The organism is Paenibacillus sp. UNC451MF, assembly GCF_000686845.1.
Classification (GTDB): domain Bacteria; phylum Bacillota; class Bacilli; order Paenibacillales; family NBRC-103111; genus Paenibacillus_S.
The window spans coordinates 1-18017 of record NZ_JMLS01000019.1 but is presented as its reverse complement, the minus strand read 5'-3'; the positions used below and the strand labels follow the sequence as shown (position 1 = coordinate 18017).

Annotated in this window: 17 protein-coding genes and 1 riboswitch; of the genes, 10 read left to right on the top strand and 7 right to left on the bottom strand. The window is 49.4% G+C overall.

What is annotated here, in order from left to right:
- The first annotated feature begins 83 nt into the window (after window positions 1-83).
- The 6 genes from BP97_RS0119005 to BP97_RS40720 all read left to right on the top strand — a co-directional run bounded on the left by BP97_RS0119005 (window position 84) and on the right by BP97_RS40720 (window position 5331).
- Window positions 84-1346 carry a Glu/Leu/Phe/Val family dehydrogenase gene (locus BP97_RS0119005; protein ID WP_028550526.1) on the top strand — a complete coding sequence of 421 codons (1263 nt, stop codon included), beginning with the start codon at window positions 84-86 and terminating at the stop codon, window positions 1344-1346.
- Window positions 1347-1739: 393 nt separating this feature from the next.
- A complete protein-coding gene (locus BP97_RS0119000; RefSeq protein WP_028550525.1) occupies window positions 1740-2570 on the top strand; it encodes an electron transfer flavoprotein subunit beta/FixA family protein in 831 nt (276 codons plus the stop codon).
- Window positions 2567-3601 (top strand): electron transfer flavoprotein subunit alpha/FixB family protein, encoded by a 1035-nt coding sequence (locus BP97_RS0118995; RefSeq protein WP_028550524.1) that lies wholly within the window; start codon window positions 2567-2569, stop codon window positions 3599-3601. Before BP97_RS0119000 ends, BP97_RS0118995 begins: the two co-directional genes overlap by 4 nt.
- On the top strand, window positions 3585-4880 hold the full coding sequence (locus BP97_RS0118990) for an FAD-dependent oxidoreductase (protein WP_028550523.1): 1296 nt from the start codon (window positions 3585-3587) through the stop codon (window positions 4878-4880). The genes BP97_RS0118995 and BP97_RS0118990 overlap by 17 nt, the downstream gene beginning before the upstream one ends.
- Window positions 4880-5176 (top strand): ferredoxin family protein, encoded by a 297-nt coding sequence (locus BP97_RS0118985; RefSeq protein WP_442952377.1) that lies wholly within the window; start codon window positions 4880-4882, stop codon window positions 5174-5176. Before BP97_RS0118990 ends, BP97_RS0118985 begins: the two co-directional genes overlap by 1 nt.
- Window positions 5177-5181: 5 nt before the next feature.
- A complete protein-coding gene (locus BP97_RS40720; protein ID WP_197035494.1) occupies window positions 5182-5331 on the top strand; it encodes a hypothetical protein in 150 nt (49 codons plus the stop codon).
- A 102-nt stretch (window positions 5332-5433) separates the two neighbouring features.
- Here BP97_RS40720 and BP97_RS36825 read toward each other — a convergent pair whose 3' ends face one another.
- The 3 genes from BP97_RS36825 to BP97_RS0118965 are packed head-to-tail and all read right to left on the bottom strand — an operon-like array spanning window position 5434 to window position 6620.
- On the bottom strand, window positions 5434-5937 hold the full coding sequence (locus BP97_RS36825; protein ID WP_064745719.1) for a GNAT family N-acetyltransferase: 504 nt from the start codon (window positions 5935-5937) through the stop codon (window positions 5434-5436).
- A gap of 13 nt (window positions 5938-5950) precedes the next feature.
- Window positions 5951-6397 (bottom strand): aminoacyl-tRNA deacylase, encoded by a 447-nt coding sequence (locus BP97_RS0118970; protein ID WP_028550521.1) that lies wholly within the window; start codon window positions 6395-6397, stop codon window positions 5951-5953.
- Window positions 6398-6425: 28 nt separating this feature from the next.
- Window positions 6426-6620, bottom strand: coding sequence for a DUF6199 family natural product biosynthesis protein (locus tag BP97_RS0118965; RefSeq protein ID WP_028550520.1), 195 nt, complete (start codon window positions 6618-6620; stop codon window positions 6426-6428).
- A gap of 419 nt (window positions 6621-7039) precedes the next feature.
- Window positions 7040-7139, top strand: a riboswitch (purine riboswitch).
- Between the two features lie 180 nt (window positions 7140-7319).
- On the opposite strand from BP97_RS0118965, the gene BP97_RS0118960 reads away from it, so the two are divergent.
- The 4 genes from BP97_RS0118960 (at window position 7320) to BP97_RS0118945 (ending at window position 11914) form a co-directional block, all read left to right on the top strand.
- Window positions 7320-8759: an NAD(P)/FAD-dependent oxidoreductase gene (locus tag BP97_RS0118960; protein WP_028550519.1), complete on the top strand. Its 1440-nt coding sequence runs from the start codon at window positions 7320-7322 to the stop codon at window positions 8757-8759.
- 260 nt (window positions 8760-9019) lie between these two features.
- Entirely contained in the window at window positions 9020-10075 is a 1056-nt protein-coding gene (locus BP97_RS0118955; protein ID WP_156043250.1) for a hypothetical protein, read from the top strand.
- Window positions 10068-10823, top strand: a complete 756-nt coding sequence (locus BP97_RS0118950; RefSeq protein WP_028550517.1) for a glycosyltransferase family 2 protein — start codon at window positions 10068-10070, stop codon at window positions 10821-10823. Before BP97_RS0118955 ends, BP97_RS0118950 begins: the two co-directional genes overlap by 8 nt.
- Window positions 10799-11914: a glycosyltransferase family 4 protein gene (locus tag BP97_RS0118945; RefSeq protein WP_028550516.1), complete on the top strand. Its 1116-nt coding sequence runs from the start codon at window positions 10799-10801 to the stop codon at window positions 11912-11914. Before BP97_RS0118950 ends, BP97_RS0118945 begins: the two co-directional genes overlap by 25 nt.
- 7 nt (window positions 11915-11921) lie before the next feature.
- Here BP97_RS0118945 and BP97_RS38965 read toward each other — a convergent pair whose 3' ends face one another.
- The 4 genes from BP97_RS38965 to BP97_RS40715 form a co-directional block, all read right to left on the bottom strand.
- Window positions 11922-13835: a tetratricopeptide repeat-containing glycosyltransferase family 2 protein gene (locus BP97_RS38965; RefSeq protein ID WP_051620759.1), complete on the bottom strand. Its 1914-nt coding sequence runs from the start codon at window positions 13833-13835 to the stop codon at window positions 11922-11924.
- An 8-nt stretch (window positions 13836-13843) separates the two neighbouring features.
- Window positions 13844-15415, bottom strand: coding sequence for a glycosyltransferase (locus BP97_RS36815; RefSeq protein ID WP_081824263.1), 1572 nt, complete (start codon window positions 15413-15415; stop codon window positions 13844-13846).
- A complete protein-coding gene (locus tag BP97_RS0118930) occupies window positions 15372-17393 on the bottom strand; it encodes a glycosyltransferase family 2 protein (protein WP_028550515.1) in 2022 nt (673 codons plus the stop codon). The genes BP97_RS36815 and BP97_RS0118930 overlap by 44 nt, the downstream gene beginning before the upstream one ends.
- 78 nt (window positions 17394-17471) lie before the next feature.
- Window positions 17472-18017: DUF6385 domain-containing protein (locus tag BP97_RS40715; RefSeq protein ID WP_028550514.1), on the bottom strand; the 546-nt coding region annotated here is incomplete at its 5' end.

The following is an 18017-nucleotide window of genomic DNA, read 5'->3' as shown; positions in this document are numbered from 1 at the left end:
TCAAATTAACAAAAAAAATATAAACTTATGTTAGTTAGGAAAAAAAGGAACTAAAAACAACATTCCAGGAGGTACATTGTTCAATGCTTGAGACTACAGTAACTGAAGAAAATCTTAACCCTTTTAAGATCGCCCAACGCCAAATTGAAAAGGCGGCTTCTTTGCTGCAACTGCCCGAGGAAGTCGTAGAAATTTTGAAGCAGCCGAAAAGAGTGTTATCCGTTACATTCCCTGTAAAAATGGATAATGGCAAAGTAAAAGTGTTCGAAGGCTACCGTTCCCAGCACAATGATGCAGTGGGTCCAACCAAAGGCGGCATCCGTTTCCACCCTGACGTAACACTGGATGAGGTTAAAGCATTGTCCATGTGGATGAGTTTCAAATGCGGCGTTGTAGGCTTGCCATACGGTGGAGGCAAGGGCGGCGTTATTTGTGATCCTCGCGAAATGAGTAAAGGCGAGCTGGAGCGCGTTAGCCGTGCTTTCATGGAAGCTATTCATGAGATCGTAGGACCTGAAAAAGACATTCCAGCGCCGGACGTATACACTACGCCACAAATCATGGGTTGGATGATGGATACGTACAGCCGTTTGAGAGGCCATAACTCCCCAGGCGTTATTACAGGTAAACCGCTTATTATCGGTGGTTCCAAAGGTAGAAACGAAGCTACAGCACGTGGCTGCGTATTTGCGATTCAAGATGCTCTTCATGATATGGGTAAAGAGACTGAAGGCGCTACTGTGGCTATTCAAGGCTTTGGTAACGCAGGCAGAATTGCCGCTCGTTTATTGGCTGAACTCGGCTGCAACATTGTAGCTGTCAGCGATTCCCGCGGTGCGATTTATGATGCGGAAGGCTTGGATCTGGCGAAAGTAGAACGTTTGAAAGACCACTCTAACATTTTGGAGTATGGTGATTCCCACATCATTCCTGCAACTCAACTGCTTGAGCTGGATGTAGATATTTTGGTGCCTGCAGCGTTGGAGAACGTAATTACTTCCCATAATGCAGCTCAAATTAAAGCGAGCATTGTAGCTGAAGCGGCTAATGGTCCTACAACACCAGAAGCGGATGCTATCTTGTTCGAAAAAGGCGTAAAGGTTATTCCTGACATCCTGGCTAACGCTGGCGGTGTGACAGTTTCTTACTTCGAATGGGTACAAAACCTGATGAACTACTACTGGAGCGAAGAAGAAGTTAACGGTAAGCTGAAAGTGGCTATGTCCGATGCTTACCGTGCGGTACAATCTTTGGCTACTCGTTATAAAACCGATCTTCGTACAGCAGCTTACATGATCTCCTTGGAGCGTATCTCCAAAGCTATGGAAGCTCGCGGTTGGGTTTAATCAATACAATTTGCAATTATCTTTTAAATAATATTTCGAGGCACCCCGTTTTGGGGTGTCTTTTATTTTGTTGAGAAACCTGATCTTCGGGGAATTTGCTATATAAGTAGGTGGAGTATGCCTCGGAGGAGTTTACGTCCGCCTTTGAAACTCGTGAATATACCGCTAGATTCTAATTACATTCACGGGTTTCAACAGCGGCCGGAGGGGCATACCCCATCGGAGTATCGTAGCAATATTTCGAGTTTCACAGGTTTCTCAGCAGACACGAGGTACCCCGAACCGGGGTGCCTTTTTCCGTCCTGAGGGTCAAACTAGGCATGTTATCCGGATCTGCCCTATATACTAAAGTATTCAGACAATAACGGATCATAGTAAAGAGGTGCTGCGAACATGCTTCATATTGTCGCCTGTATCAAACAGGTACCGGATACGAAGATCATCAAGATGAACCCGAAGACGAACACGATGGATCGGGCCAGTGCCCCGGCGATTTTGAATCCGTATGATGCGCACGCGGTAGAAGAGGCGGTTCGCCTCAAGCAAAGGTACGGAGGGACGGTTTCCGTTCTGACGATGGGCCCTCCCCCTGCGGTGAAGGCCATCAAACGATGCATTGAAATTGGAGCGGACGAGGGGTATCTTATCACGGACCGTGCGTTCGCCGGGGCGGATACGCTGGCAACCAGCTACTCGCTCACCAAGGCGTTAGAGAAAATTGCTAAGACAGACCCGATTGACCTCGTGATTTGCGGCAAAATGACCATTGACGGAGATACCGGGCAGGTAGGGCCGGGCATTGCCCGAAGACTGGACATCCCGCCCCTTACCTCAGTGAACAAAGTCGTTGAAGTCAGCAAGGAGCAGGGCCACATTATCATTCACCGGAAGCTTGAGGACGGCTATGAGGTTATTCAATCGACACTGCCCTGTCTGTTGTCCGTAGAGAAGGACATTAATGAAGTTCCTTATTCGCCTTTGCCGAACGTTATTAAGGCGGCGCGATATCAGCCCCATATATGGTCTGTGAACGACCTGGAGGAAGTCGACCGTACTCAATTAGGCCTGAAAGGCTCTCCGACTATCGTTTCTTCGGTATGGGCGCCACAAAAGCCTCAAGGGGGCGAAATACTTCAAGGAACTTCGAATGAACAGGTGGAACGGCTGCTCGGCGTATTACTGGAGCGAAAAGAATTGTTTCAGGCTGGGGGTGGAGCCTTGTGAGCTTCGAAGATTACCGCGGTATCTGGGTGTTTATAGAGGAAAAGGATGGAGCGATTGCGCCGGTTTCGCTGGAACTGCTGGGTGCAGGTAGACGTTTGGCCGAAAAACGGGGTACGGAGCTGGCAGGTATTCTGATCGGAGACAACGTAAAGCAGCTTGCTATAACGGCTTTTGAATTCGGGGCCGATACGATGTACGTATACGATGCGCCGATCTTCAAGCATTACCGGACGGAGACGTTTATGAAGGCGCTGCTCGCTTGTACGCAAAAATATAAGCCGGAAATTATTTTGTACGGAGCTACTTCCACGGGCAAAGACCTCGCGAGCGCGGTCGCAACCGACCTGCCGACAGGGCTGACGGCAGATACGACCATTCTGGATGTGGAGGAGGATACAGGCTTGCTGCTCGCCAGCCGGCCTGCTTTCGGAGGCAATATTATGGCGACGATTCTTTGCAAGAAGTACCGCCCTCAGATGGCCACGGTGCGTCCGAAAGTCATGAAAGCGTTGCCTAGAGAAGCGGGGCGTACCGGTAAGCTGATAGAGGAAGCGATTGCCCTTAAGGAAGAGGACGTACGTACCAAGGTACTGGAGATCGTCAGAGAGACGACTCACAAGGTACGGATCGACGAAGCTGACATCATCGTGGCAGGGGGCAAGGGGCTGGGCAGCCCGAATGGTTTCCAGCTCATTCACCAGCTCGCCGATACGTTGGGAGCTGCCGTAGGCGCCAGCAGGGATGTCGTAGAGGCGGGATGGATCGAGCATCATCATCAGGTGGGGCAGACAGGCGTAACCGTAACACCCAAAATTTATTTTGCCATCGGGATATCGGGAGCGATCCAACATATTGTCGGTATGCAGAACTCCGGCTTAATTATTGCGATCAATAAAGATCCGTCCGCTGCAATATTCCAATCATGTCACTATGGTATCGTAGGCGACGCGTTCGAGATCGTTCCGCTCTTGATCGAGCAGTTCACAAAGGCACTGGGCAGAAAGGAAGACGGCTATGTCCGAAAAGTTTGAATGTATTGTCGTCGGGGCCGGGCCTGCGGGAATTGCCTGCGCATATGAGCTCGCCAAGGCTGGAGTTGATGTGCTGCTGCTGGAGCGGGGCGAATACCCCGGCTCCAAAAACGTAATGGGCGGCGTCCTATACCGCAAAATGATGGAGGACGTCATCCCGGAATTTTATAAAGAAGCGCCGCTCGAGCGCCCTATCGTGGAACAGCGCTTTATGATGCTGGATAAGGAATCCGCCGTTACGTTTGGCTACAAAGGGATGGAGTGGGGGCGCGAGCCTTACAACAATTTTACCGTGCTGCGGGCCAAATTCGACCAATGGTTTGCACAAAAGGCAGTCGAGCAGGGCGCATTGCTTATTAACGAGACGGTAGCTCTGGAATGCATCATGGAGGATGGGCGAGTCGTAGGCGTTCGCACGGACCGTCCGGATGGAGATTTATACGCGGATGTCGTTGTGCTGGCGGATGGAGTCAACTCGCTGCTTGCCAAGTCGCTCGGGTTCCATAAGGAATTCAAGCCCGATGAAGTCGCGTTAGCGACTATGGAGATCATCAAGCTGGACCGCAAAATCATTGAGGACCGTTTCAACCTGGAGGAAGGTCAGGGCTGCACGATTGAGCTGTTCGGCGACGCGACGAAGGGGATTTTGGGCACCGGTTTCCTGTATACGAATAAAGATACGCTCAGCATAGGCGTCGGCACACTCCTGTCCGGGCTTATCAAGCATAAAATAAAACCATATGAACTGCTGGAATACGTCAAGCAGCATCCTATGATACGGCCGTACCTGCAGGGGGGCGAGTCACAGGAATATTTGGCTCATCTCATTCCGGAGGGCGGTTATTATTCGATGCCGAAGGTGGTCGGTAATGGAGTCCTTGTGGTAGGGGATGCGGCGCAGCTCGTGAATGCGATTCACCGGGAAGGCTCGAACATGGCGATGACGTCCGGGCGCTTGGCTGCGGAGACGATAGTGATGGCCAAACAAGCGGGCAATTTCTCTGAAGAGATGCTGGATCACTACCGGCAGCGGCTGATGGAGAGCTTCGTCGGCGAGGATTTGAAAAAGTATAAAGACTCCACACACCATTTCGATAAATTCCCGCAATATTTCGATCAGTATATCCCGATGATGAACCGTGCAGCGAGCCAAATGTTCACGGTCGACGGCACCTCGAAGCGGGAGAAGCAAAAGAAAATATGGCGTGACATCGGCACGGTCAAGCAAAAGCTGAAAATAGCGCGGGATATGTACCGGGCATGGAAGGTGATAAAGTAATGAGCGATCAGGCGAAAGGCCAGTCCATCGAAGAAAAGCAGTATCTTCTGCGCTTTAACGCGGATACCAAATCTCATCTTACCGTCTTGGATGCGGATACCTGTCTGACGAAATGCCCCGATAAAATTTGCACGATCTTTTGTCCGGCGGAAGTGTACAAATGGGAGGATATCCGAATGCATGTCGGCTATGAAGGCTGTCATGAGTGCGGCAGCTGCCGCATCGGCTGTCCTCATCAAAATATTAAATGGGAATACCCGAAAGGTGGTCACGGAATCGTTTTTAGACTGGGGTGATCCTTATGTTTGAGGTTGGAGATCGGGTCGTGTTTAAGCTGGATGGAACCCGTGGCATTATTATGGAGGCCGAGCAGGGCTTTTATCACATCATATGGGAGGATCATTTCAGCAGCTGGGAGAAGGAGGAGACTCTCGAGAAGGTGAAGGATTAATTGTCGCCAAGAGCTACAGGATCAAGGGCCATTCCAACGGTAGATGACTACTGGTGGGAGGCCCTTTGCTATTGGATAGTACGCAGCCACCCATTCGGGCACTTAACAGGACTTGGTTGTTAATAACGCTTTGGTCATTACGACGCTGTCGCCTTCAAGTCGGTTCTGTTCGTACCCCTTTGATTGATAAAAGCCGACCGCGTCCTCCCAATGAGCCAACGTTTTAAGTATAATGCTAGAGTAGCTCTTATGCATGGCGAATTTTTCCAAAGCTTCTATAATTCGGCTCGCATATCCGTGCCTGCGATAAGTCTTCTTAACCGACATGCGTACGATTCTCCCGGTATGATCATCATAGGGGATTAATGCTCCGCAGCAGACCGCTTCATTGCCAACGGTTCCGACCAAAAAGACATGCCCTTGATTCGTATAATGGTCAATGATGTTGTGAAGGTCAGGATTTAGAGTGGTATCTAGGAACCCAAAATGCTCGGCTAAACCATCAAGCACGAATTGCCTAACTTGAGCTTGATTCTGTTCGGAAATCGGTTCGATTTTTAATACGGATGAAGTTTCCATGACGTTCTCCTTCTCTGTACTACTCATATCCATTCACTCTTCAGCGATCATAGGCTATGACATGGTTCAATTTTTCTATGTCTTGGGGTCCTATTCTTAAAGTGCTTGTAGCCGCTCCGGTACCTCCGTAGACATAAGGATAACGATGAAGGCGTCTGTCGATGATGGTGGGTAAGCCGTGTCCTATTAAAGGGACGCTTCCTACCGAGTATCCCGTTGCTTCTTCTACCTCTCGTGGCTTCGCTAGTTTTAGTTCCTCACATTGCAATAGTTCCTTGATTACGTCAAAATCAATCTTCCCATAATCCCCGGAAATAATAAAAGCGTACATTGTCGTCCCGGACTTCAGTATCAATGTCGGTGCTGTCTGCCCGATCTCAATTCCAAAAAATGCGGCTCCGTCTTGGGCGGAACGAATAGGCTCTTTATGGTCAATAATTTCATAGCTGATCTGATGCTCTTCAAGAAGACAGATTAATTCGTCCATAGTCGTTTGCTCCTGTTCTTGTTCATTTTTACAAGTTTAAAGCAATGATTCCCGCAATACCAGCAAGAGAGAGCATAATCCCGCCAAAACGCGTCGATACGATATACATACCCGAAGGTTCTGTTGCATCATTAGATTTCCAACTCTCGGCTATGTGCCAAATGATAGAAGGCTTACTTATCATTAGTACACCCAGCAGTATAAGAATGACCGATATAACCATCGAGGCAAGCTCCTTCCATCAAAATAAATCACTAACATCACTTCGTATTGCCAATAGATTTATAATTTCAATGCCGTGTGTTGATTCAGGCCAAAGTAATCGGTTATACGTGAGCGGAACAAGCGTGATGGAGTTTATTTTAATCATGGCATAGCTCGTTCTTGTATCACGTGTGACATGAGCTACGTCATAAAGTATTCGTGAAGCAAGTCGTTATTTCCTTTTTAATGGAAAAAATAAATACAAATCTAGGATCTTCCTTTATTTATGATCATTAATTAATGTTCGGATTTTACTCTATATAAGATGGTGATATTTAATAAATTAACTGGACTTTAGCACTAAATACGAATAAATAGTTGAATATCTCTTGACATCTGTAGTGATTTGATTTACCATTCGTAGTGGCAATAGAATATGACATAGATTGAGTAACTGTTCGTATATCTTCGGCGATACGGGTCGAAGGTCTCTACAAGGAACCGATAATTCCTGACTACGAGTGGGCGGGCTTTCCGCATCCATTCGAGGGTCGGGATTTTTTTATGCGCACCTGAGCAAACGGATCCCACGATGATTGCGGATTTTTCTCCAAAAGGAGCAGAAGTTGGCCTAAGGCTTGCTTCGCTTTTTGTTTGGGAATGAGGTATGCCCGTAAGGGGTGGCATAATTTTTCTTAACTGCGGAGGGACAAAGAGGATGAGCAAAAGTTACGACGTCATTATTGTTGGAGCCGGACCAGCGGGGATTTTTGCCGCATATGAATTGTTATCGAAAGCATCACATTTGAAGGTGCTGTTAATTGATAAAGGCCATGATATCGACAGCCGTCGCTGTCCGATTCTGGAGGAGAAAATAAAGCTATGCCCGCCAGCGGCAGGTAAAAAGGAGTTCGCGGGCTGTCTGCCTGCCTGTTCTATCACCGCAGGCTTTGGCGGAGCGGGAGCCTACAGTGACGGCAAATTTAACATTACGACGGAATTCGGCGGATGGCTGACAGAATATTTGGCGCCATCGCAGGTGCTGGATCTGATCAAATACGTAGATGGAATCAATCTGGAGCATGGTGCCCCTGATACGATTACGGATCCGATGACAGAGGTTGTTCGCTCCATCGAACAGCGCGGCTATGCGGCGGGCTTGAAACTGCTGCGTGCGCAGGTACGCCATTTGGGTACGGAGAAAAACTTGCAGATCCTCCAATCGATCAATCAGTACCTGAAGCAGCACATCGATATGCTGTATAAGACGGAAGTGGCTGATATTTTGACAGTGAAGGATAATGGAGCCTACCGGGTGGTCGGAGTAGCCTTGAAAAACGGTGAGGAAATGGAAGCGGATTACGTCGTCGTCGCACCGGGAAGGGATGGATCGGCATGGTTGACTGACATTCTGAAAAAACGTCGGATCAAAATGTTCAACAACCAGGTTGATGTCGGGGTTCGCGTAGAAACGTCGGATGTCGTTATGCGTGAGATTAACGAGCATTTGTACGAAGGGAAGTTCATTTACAATACATCGGTAGGAACTCGTGTCCGCACCTTCTGCAGCAATCCGTCAGGGCATGTGGTGGTTGAGAACCATAGTGGTGTAATGGCGGCTAACGGTCACGCATACAAGGACCCGGCGCTGGGGTCTGCCAATACGAACTTTGCGCTGCTGGTATCTCATCGATTTACCGATCCGTTCGACAAGCCTAATGAATATGCAAGAGAAATATGTCAGCGGGCCAACGATTTGTCCAATGGAGGCGTCATTGTTCAGAAGTATGGAGACATCATCCGCGGACGCCGCTCTACAGAAGCACGCATTAAGGAGGGTTTCCTTGAGCCGACGCTTAAAGAAGCGGTTCCAGGCGACTTGGGACTCGTACTGCCTTATAATACGATGAAAAGCTTGATCGAAATGGTTGAGGCGCTGGATAAAGTGACTCCAGGGATTGCCTCCGAGCATACGTTGTTTTACGGTGTTGAAGCCAAATTTTATTCGGCCAGACCGAAGCTGAACATGTACCTGGAGAGCGAGATTGCAGGCTTGTACTGCGGAGGAGACGGTGCCGGAGTTACAAGGGGACTGGCTCAAGCAGGGGCTGCTGGCGTATGGATTGCCCGTTCAATCGTGGAGCGGAAGGTAAAATAACAATAGAATGAATGAGCTAAGAGTCGGAAACCTGCGATGGCGGGGATTCGGCTCTTTTTTCATCGTTTCACTGTATCTAGGTGACTGACCCAAGCAAAATGGCCCGATGTTCAATATGATGGAACGAGTGGATTTTCAGAGGGGGGATTGGCCTGAAATACGTAATTTACAGCCATAACGGCTGGGCGTCATTCCCATTTAAACCTTACATTGAACAATTGCCTGAGCGTGAACAGACGCTTTTCTTCGGCAGCATCAGCATGGAGGAAAGGGAGAAGTATGATTTACAGCCGATTACGATCGACGAGCTCTCTTGCTTGGAGAAGGATCAATACATTGCAGTGGTTGCTTCTCCATTCATGCTGCAGTATGCATATACCATTGTACCTCGCAAAATCATTGCCTTACTGAAACGAAACGTGGAAGAGGAAAGCTCGGGCTTCTGGAATAAGTTCAATGCCCTTCTTGCCTCACAATCTGATCTAATCGGGAGCAGCTCTGAAAAGATTTATTTGGAACAATGCTTTCGTAACGACAATGTGTTCTATTTGCCTAATGATGCCCGGGAGACGCAGCTATGGTCGGAAGCCGTGCGGGCTCTTGACCGTGGAGAGCCGATTACGCCTTGGAAGCACCGGCAGTGGGAGTCCCGAGCAGCCTACTATAATGGATTGTACGAACAATGGGGAGATCATGAAACGGTGTGTTATTTACTCGCATCGTATCTCTATTTATTGAAGCGCGCTTCCGCAAAGATATTTTTGGCTGCATCGTTCGAGCAAATGATGATGAAGGACCATGCGGATTGTCTTCGCACCCATTACCGCTTTTTTTCCGCTATGGAGGCACAAGCCGGCAAGTCCGATCAAGCGATTCGGATTTATGCCGTTACGGCTTTTACGGAGGACGAGAAGCGCAGCGTGCAATTATTAAACGAGCTGCTTGAAAAAGGAAGACATGACTTAATTCAAGCGGAAATTTATCGGCTAAACGAGGACTATTGTTCAGCAATTCAATCGCTGCAAGCTTTCGGTTCTCGGGATGCCGACAGGTTCGCCTTGTCCAACTATCTTCTGGCTTTTCGGTGGGAAGAGGCGCTGCGCTTGCTAGAGCGAACCGGAGTTCCCGCAGGTGAGCGGCATTTGGCTGAAATGCTACGAGGTACGATGCATCTGATTCGAGGCAGACGTCATCAAGCGATCCAATCCTTTCTACGCGGCTCAATAAGCGATTGGAGGGCGTTGAACAGTATGGTCGAAGTGGAGCAATGGGATCAAGCGACGCAGAGCGTCTTGGTGGGATGGCAAGATGAATAGGGAACCGATTCGTAAAACAACGGACAACCGGTTAACGGCGATCATGCAGGTGCGGAATGAAGCGAATCGGTATTTGGAAACGGTGCTTGAAGATTTGAGCGAATTTGTGGACGACATCGTGATCGTCGACGATGCCAGCACAGATGATACGGTGAAGCTATGCAGAGCGTTCCCCAAAGTGACCAAGCTGATTGAGCTCGATCAATCGAAATTTCACATGGAATGGGAGCTTCGTTCCATACTATGGGATGCGGCCTGTTCCACGAAGCCTGACTGGCTGCTGGCGGTCGATGCGGACGAATTGTACGAGGAGAAGGCAAAAATATGGATGCGGACGATCATTGATCAGGATCAATATGATTGGGTAGGGTTCCGGTTTTTCGACTTCTGGGGCGGAACAACACACTATCGTGATGACCCGCATTGGCAAATTCATCGGCGGCATACTCGAACTCTTGTGCGATATATTCCCGAATATCATTATTTTTTTCCTAAAATGGATCATCATGTGCCGCGGCTGCCTCTTACTTATGCGGCTTTGCCTGGATTTTTAACGGAGCTTAGGGTCAAGCATTATGGATGGGCCGTCTCTTATGAGGAGTTGAAACGCAAGTATTTGCGTTACATGGAACGCGATCCCGAAGGGCAATGGGGAGATATGGAACAGTATCAGTCGATATTGGACCCGAATCCGAATTTGGTGGAGTGGAAGGAGGAGGAAGCATGGCTCGGGAAATCGGTATTTTAACGCATAGCTTTGCAGATGCCTACAACGGCAAGACGGACAAAATATATGGCGGTGGCTTGGAAAGGTATTTATATGATTTATCATGCATAATCCGAGAGCTTGGCCATCAGCCAGTCGTTCATCAGCTATCCGCAAGCGGCTCGTTTCACCAAGAGGTGGAGGGTATTCATATTATCGGCTACGATTCCAGAGAAAAAGGGCTCGTCGATACGTTTAACCTAATGAGCTCCGAGACCGAGGGCAAACTGATCTATGCCAGCTTTATATGGCAGCCCATTCGATATAAGCCCGGAAGCCTCGGCATATGTCATGGGATTAACTGGGACAACCCGATGTACCCCCAGGAGCATAAGACGGAGATCGCACAACACATTCAAGCTGCTCTTCGGCAATTGAAGCGGATCATATCCGTTGACTCTCATTTTCTAACCTATTGTCGGGCAGTCTGCTCCTTCTCTGACCCTGAGCAGATCGTTTTGCTCCCCAATGCCGTTGACACGAAAGAGTACACGCCTGCGGACACCATAGGCCGCCCTCCTGAGACCCTGCATATTATATATCCAAGACGGATAAGCATCGAGAGAGGTATCGTGCCGATGATGCTTGCAGCGGACAGGCTGCTTGACGTCTATCCGCATGTGACCATAGAGTTTGCGGGGGAAGTGATCGATGACAGCATTATGACGAAATCGTTTCGGTTATGGCTCGATAGCCATCCCCATAGGGAAAGGATTCGGCATCAAGCCTACGCGTTTCATCAAATGGCCGAAGCGTATCGTCATGCAGATATTGCAGTGATACCGACGATTTTCTCAGAAGGAACCTCCTATTCGTGCCTGGAGGCATTGAGCTGCGGCTTACCTGTGGTTAGCGGGAATGTTGGAGGCCTGAACGATCTGATTATTGACGGGTATAACGGCATGCTGGTTCCCCCTACCGAAGATCGGATATTCGAGGCGGTCAGCGCACTAGTCGAGAGCAAGGAGCTGCGCCTAACACTCGGCTCTAACGCTTGGGCCACGGCTCAAGCTTTTGATAAGTCGATATGGGGAGCAAAGTGGTCGAAGATATTGAGCGAATTCATCTCTTGATGATTCACTAAAAAGAGAAGGCCCTGAAATAAACCCGAAAGTCAGACTCTTCAATGGAGAGGCCTCCGTAATAGGAGGCTTTGGACAACTGATAGCAGGCGGCTCCGATATAAGCCGCAGATCGGTCTGGTGCACTGCAACGTCGGGCAGGCAAGTCAAGAATAGTGCCGCAGGATTGAGCCATTAGGGTGAAAACAAAGGTTTCCGCTGAATCCAGTCGATTCGTCGGTGCTTCGAGGCAGCGGTTTTCATAGATGCGGCACCATTCTTTTTTGATGTTTGCGGGGGCTTTCAATAAGCCGCAAAAGAGGGAGGGCGGAATGGCGCCCATATGAATAGTAGGGCTGCTGGCGTGCTGATACAGAAGAAGCGCTGCCTCCCACGCTCCGACCTGCACGAGCATTTGAAGCACACCCAGCCCATCGGAGAAGTTGGATGCAGCTTGTTGTTCAGTCTCCATGACTTGCTGAATGGTATAGAGTGAGTCCTGACAGAACTGCTCTGCCATATACCGGGCGTAGGCGATATCCTGCCTTTTCCATGCGGATGCCCATAAGTATCGGATCAGCATGGGATCGTCGGGAGCTGTGCGCAGCATGTCATGCAGCTTGAAGCAGGCGGATTCATCTTTATCCTTCTGGAAGAGATGCATGATATCGAGCAGTGGAGGAAGTAGGTTGCGAGCACAAGACGATTCATATAGTACATATTGAATGATTTCTGTCGATCGAGCATTCAAGGCAGAAGGAATGAGAAGAGACAGAAGCTCCGCGTTCCATGCCTCGGGATAGCGCTGCAGCAGCCCAATCAAGTGGAGAGGCCGATCCTCAAGCAAAAGAAGCGGAATAAGCTCGCTCCATGCCGGGAGATAGTCCGAACGGAAAGATAGGGCTCGCTCATAATGCTGCAATGCCTCTTGATAATGAAACAGCCGCTCGCAAATGCGCGCAGCGGAGTAATGGGTTCTGTAAGTTCCGCATCCGGAGGTCGTCGTGTAGGAGGCGGAGACATCACCACAGCGCAGTGCCATATTCACCGCATCCAAGGCAGCTGCAGGTTTGCCTTGACGCAGAAGCACACTAGCCTTGAGATCATGCAGGTCGCTGAAATCGGCATATTGGCTTAACCCCGCTTCAATAACTTGACCCGCTTGCTCGTCCTGACCGAGCATGAAAAGAGAATAGGAGGCTTTGATATACAGGTCTGAACCATAGCCTTGATTTGGACGCACCTCTTTCAGTAAAGGGAGCAGGATAGATGCAGCTTGTTCATATTGCTGGGCTTGAAAATGCTCCGTCCCCAGCGCATAACGAAGCAGGAGATCTTCGGGGGTCTTTGTTAAAGCTTTCTGAAGGATGGACAGGTTGCGGTTGGATTTGTTTTTGCTCACTAGCTCGACCTGCAAATAGCCGTAGTGGGCGATAGTCAGGCTGGAAAAAGCGATAGGCGACCCAGGTAGCTCAAGTATGCTCCGGGCCGTGTCCTCGTGAATGGTTCCTTGAAAACGAATACGGGGGTCGTTGCGGAACAAGCGGCAGACGCTGTCCGTCATATACTCCCGGCTGCTCCGATCACCGACATAGCTTACCAACTGAACGTAATAGCCGAAGACTTCGGAATCTGTGAGCAAGGAAATCATTTCCGGGATGTTCCAGCTCACAGCCTCTTCATCAGCGTCAAGAATGAGAATCCAGGGAGAGGTAGCATGCTCCAGAACGGTATTGCGGGCTAAGGCAAAGTCATCCTCCCAAACGACGGGAACGATCCGGGCCCCGAATTGTCTGGCGATATCTATACTCTCATCCTCTGAGCCCGTATCACCCACGATGATTTCTCTGACGAGGCTGCGGACAGAGGTTAGGCAGCGTTCCAAATGCTTTGCTTCATTTTTTACGATCATGCATAGGGTTAAGTCCAGCATACAGGTAATCAGCCCTCCTCGAGCTCGATCTTGGGAAACGGTAGATCCCGCCTGACTTGAAGATATATGACACATCGTGGGAGGGATTCGGTGAGACAGCTCAACTGGCTGTCAGCTAATGACATCAGCGTTTTGCTCTTACGATACGCCTCACCTACGGAAACCTCCTGGGCTGCTGAGGAAGTAGTTAACCAAGTCCGCAGCAGCTGTAATGCTTCTCCCTTACTTCCGTGAAGATACGCATTCTTGATTCGTTCCGCGGTTGTATCCTCAACTGAGGAGGGAAGGCTCATATGGGGGGGAAGATTTGGCTCGGAAGTGCTGCCCCCATCCTGGGACAAGGATGCCAGTAACGCCATCGCCGCTTGCTTACAGTCCTCTCCTAGCAAAGCTTTGACAGCAACGGTGATGGCCTCAGGGGAGCTTGGGCGCACGGGCCCCAGAAGCAGCATCTGCAGTTCATTCTCCCGATTAGCCAGTCTCATGGTTCGGATCAGCTTCAATAATGGAGCGGTCCATGCAGGATTATGGCGTAGTGCTTCACCGTACCAATGAATCGCACCTTGCGCCTCATCAAGCTCTTCACAAATTTGTCCCAAAGTAAAAGCGGATAAGAACGTTCCAGCTCCTGCATCCGTATGGTAATGGGCGGGAGGGCTGCCCTTCTGCAAGGCAAGCAGCAGTGACTCCTTGGCTTCTGGCTTCCTGCCTGACGCATACAGTACAGTCCCCTTCACGTGGTATAAGTCACTGTAGTCTGGGAACTGCGAAATGCCGCGGTCGCAGGCCTCGATAGCTTCCTCATACTCTCTAAGCTCCAATCGGCAGCGGCTCTCGTATTTGTAGATTAAGTGATAGTAGCTCGTGTCGGGTCCGCTTAAGGACAGCGATTGTTGAAGATGGACTAGAGCCGAGCGCCAATCCTGCATGCGCATGTATTCTACAGCGACATTATAATGGTGAAATGGATCGTTGGGATTATCGCTTAGTGCCTGCTCAAGCAGCTTCAGATTTCTGCGTATCTTGTCCTTGCTTGTGACAACGGTTCCTGCATAGCCATAGTGATGAATTTTGACCGTGGTCAAATGAAAGGCGGCCTGAGGTCTACGCTCTATAATGGAAACAGCGATTTGCTCATGTACGGAGCCGCGAAACCGATATTCCGGACGGTTGCGGAACATACGCACAATCGGGTTGACGGTCGCTGTTGGAGAGCTGAGTGTCTCACCGGAATGGTTGTGAACTTGAAGGAAGAACGCTTCGAATTCGAGATGTCCTGCGCAGATCTTTAACTGCTCTGTATCCTCCGCGGCCAATTCTTCATCTGCATCGAGAAATAAGATCCAGGTGCCTCTGGCTTTATTGAGTCCCGCATTCCGTGCAGTCGCAAAGTTCCCGTTCCAAGGAACGGAAATTACTTTGGCACCGAAGCTCTTGGCAATAGGAACTGTATCGTCGGTGGAACCGGTATCTACAATGATGATTTCATCCGTCACACCTTGAACGCTCTTGAGACAGCGAGGAAGGGAGGGGGCTTCATTCCTTACTATCATGCATAAAGAGATTGCGGGTCGCTTCATGTCGAACGCTCCTTTGGTATCCGGTCCATTCGGTATGCCATCCGGTTCGATTCAGCAGCTTAATGCTCCTGTCGATCTTGATCAAATCATCTGCAAACAGCTGTTGATCCTCTGAGCTCGAAGCGGCTCTTCGCAAGTTGTCCGCAGCCAGCTGAAGATAAGAAAGGGAAGCAGCGGTTCTCGTTCTTGGAGCATCCGGCAGTGTGGATAGTGATCCCTCGAACATTTCAGCCGCCTGCAGGTAATGCCCTTTGTCATATAAAATTTCGCCAATCATGAACATGCCTTCCTCATCCAACCTCTGCTCATGCAGCAAAGCGATAAGCAGTTCAGCAGCCTTGTTCGTTCGTCCTAAACGATAAAGCTCTTTGGCATATACGAGCTCACACTCATCGGATAAAGCTGACAGAAGCTCTGCTGCCTTCAAGCATTGAAGGGAAACGGCCTGGCGGATTAGCTTAAAGGCAAGCTCGGATAAAAGTTGGATTTCCTCGTCGTTATCACTTCGTTCATCTTCTAGGAGATAGCGATCAAGCCGACAGAGTGTTTCGTGCAGTTGTACAGGCACGTCTGGTAGGGCCGTCTCCCGCAGACGGCCGTGAAGCTGCCACTGGCATATGCTGCGAAGCTGGACTGTTTGTTCCTGATCCGAAGCGGAGGTGGCTGCACTCAACCATTGTTTTGCTTCCGCGAATCGGCCTAATTGAATGAGTGACAGAGTGCAGCGAAGGCGCAGGGAGGAATCTTCAAGTGCGGTTACAGGGATAGAAGCTATGCATTCTTGAAAAGCCCCAATACGGTATAAGGCATCGGCAAAAGCAGCGTAATCGGAAGAGGATTGAGGCTGAACGAGTGTAAGTAACAAGGAGGCAATTTCTGCGTTAGATACGTCAAGCTGCTGGAAGGCATCGGCTATGCCCATAAGCGAGGGATGATAAGTGCGATGCGCTTGAAGTGCTTGATAGAACGATTGTGCCGAAGCCTCGTATCTACCTAGACGGGCTGCATTCTCTCCTATTTTGTGAAGGGAGCGGTAGCTGCTTATCCCTGCCTCTGTCACATAGTGGTCATTGTGATGAGATACAGCGTTGTGGAAAGCTTCTAGTGCTGCCTCGAAGTGGCCTTGGATTTCTAATGCCTGGCCTAATAAAAAATACAGCTCCGCATAATCCGGATACGTTCGCAGCTCTTTACGAAGCATCATTTCCGCGTGAATCGATGATTGCTGCTCAATCAAAATTTTAATTAAATCCCGAACCAAAGTAGGGCGGAACGACGCTGAATCGGGAGTATGAACGAGAGCCCTGCTCATATAGGCTTTGGCTTCCTCCAGTCGTCCGCCCTGACAGCAGGTAATCCCCATATGATACAAATAAAACGGATTCAGGGGCTGCTCGGCCAACTCTTTTTTCAACAGAGCCTCATTTCTCTCCATTTTATTTCTGCTGCTCATTCGCTGAGGCAAATACCCGTAGTGTCGAAGAAGGAGGGAGGAATCCTGAATGGATGCAGCTCCGTACTTCTCAACGATAGACTGTCCGATATCTTCATGGATCGCCCCACGAAAGGCGAAGCCTCTCCCACTTCGGAATATTCTTACTGCTCTATGAAAAAGCCGATCCTCCAGGGACGGACCAAGCACATTCTCAATCAGGACCGAGTATGCTTCTGCATTCGAATTCTGTAGAAGTGTCCTTATAGCTTCCACACCGTCTATGAGACACTCGTCTGCGTCCACATAAATAATCCAGTCGGTGGCTGCATATCGAAGGGCTTCGTTTCGAGGAGCGGAGAATGAATGGTCCCATTTCTCATAAATGACTTTAGCTCCATATGCTTTGGCTATTTCATCGGAGCCGTCATCGGACCCTGTATCTACAACGATGATTTCATCCGCATCTTTTACGCTCTCTAGACATTGGGGAAGAAGCTCCGATTCATTTTTGATGATGATATGGACTCCGATCCTAGTATCCATCCTTCGGCCTCCTGAAGAAAGAGTACATGGAAGCCCATGTACTCTTTGGGATAACACAGTATATTTTTGTTCGGCGGGTTATGTTCCTTGTGCGTTGAAATAGACATTGATGGTAGAAGGGCTGCCAGCATTCGTAGAGCGATAGGACAGGCGGGTATATTTTAAGAAACGGGCGGCTACTACGACATCTGTAGCACCTGCTGCAATGGGGTTATCTCCTGTCGTATCGACATAATAGTTCGTGCCGTCCGCACTAATTTCCAGCTGTGTATCCACTGGATTAGCGCCGCTGTTAAAGATGAAGAAAGAATAAACTCCCAGTACGCCTGTTGTAATAGCCGGCAATGGCGTATAAGTGTTGCCTGTCGTAATGGCGAGAGTCGATTGTTCGACGAAGCTTTTTTGCGAGATCGAGGTAACACTACTCAAGGTACCGGCAGTGATAGTAGTACCGAGCACGCTAGTAATGGTACCGTTCAGAATGTTGGTGATGGTCCCTGCGGAAGTCAGGGTACCGGCAGTAATAGTGGTGCCGAGCACGCTAGTAATGGTACCGTTCAGAATGTTGGTGATGGTCCCAGCGGAAGTCAGGGTACCGGCAGTAATAGTAGTGCCGAGCACGCT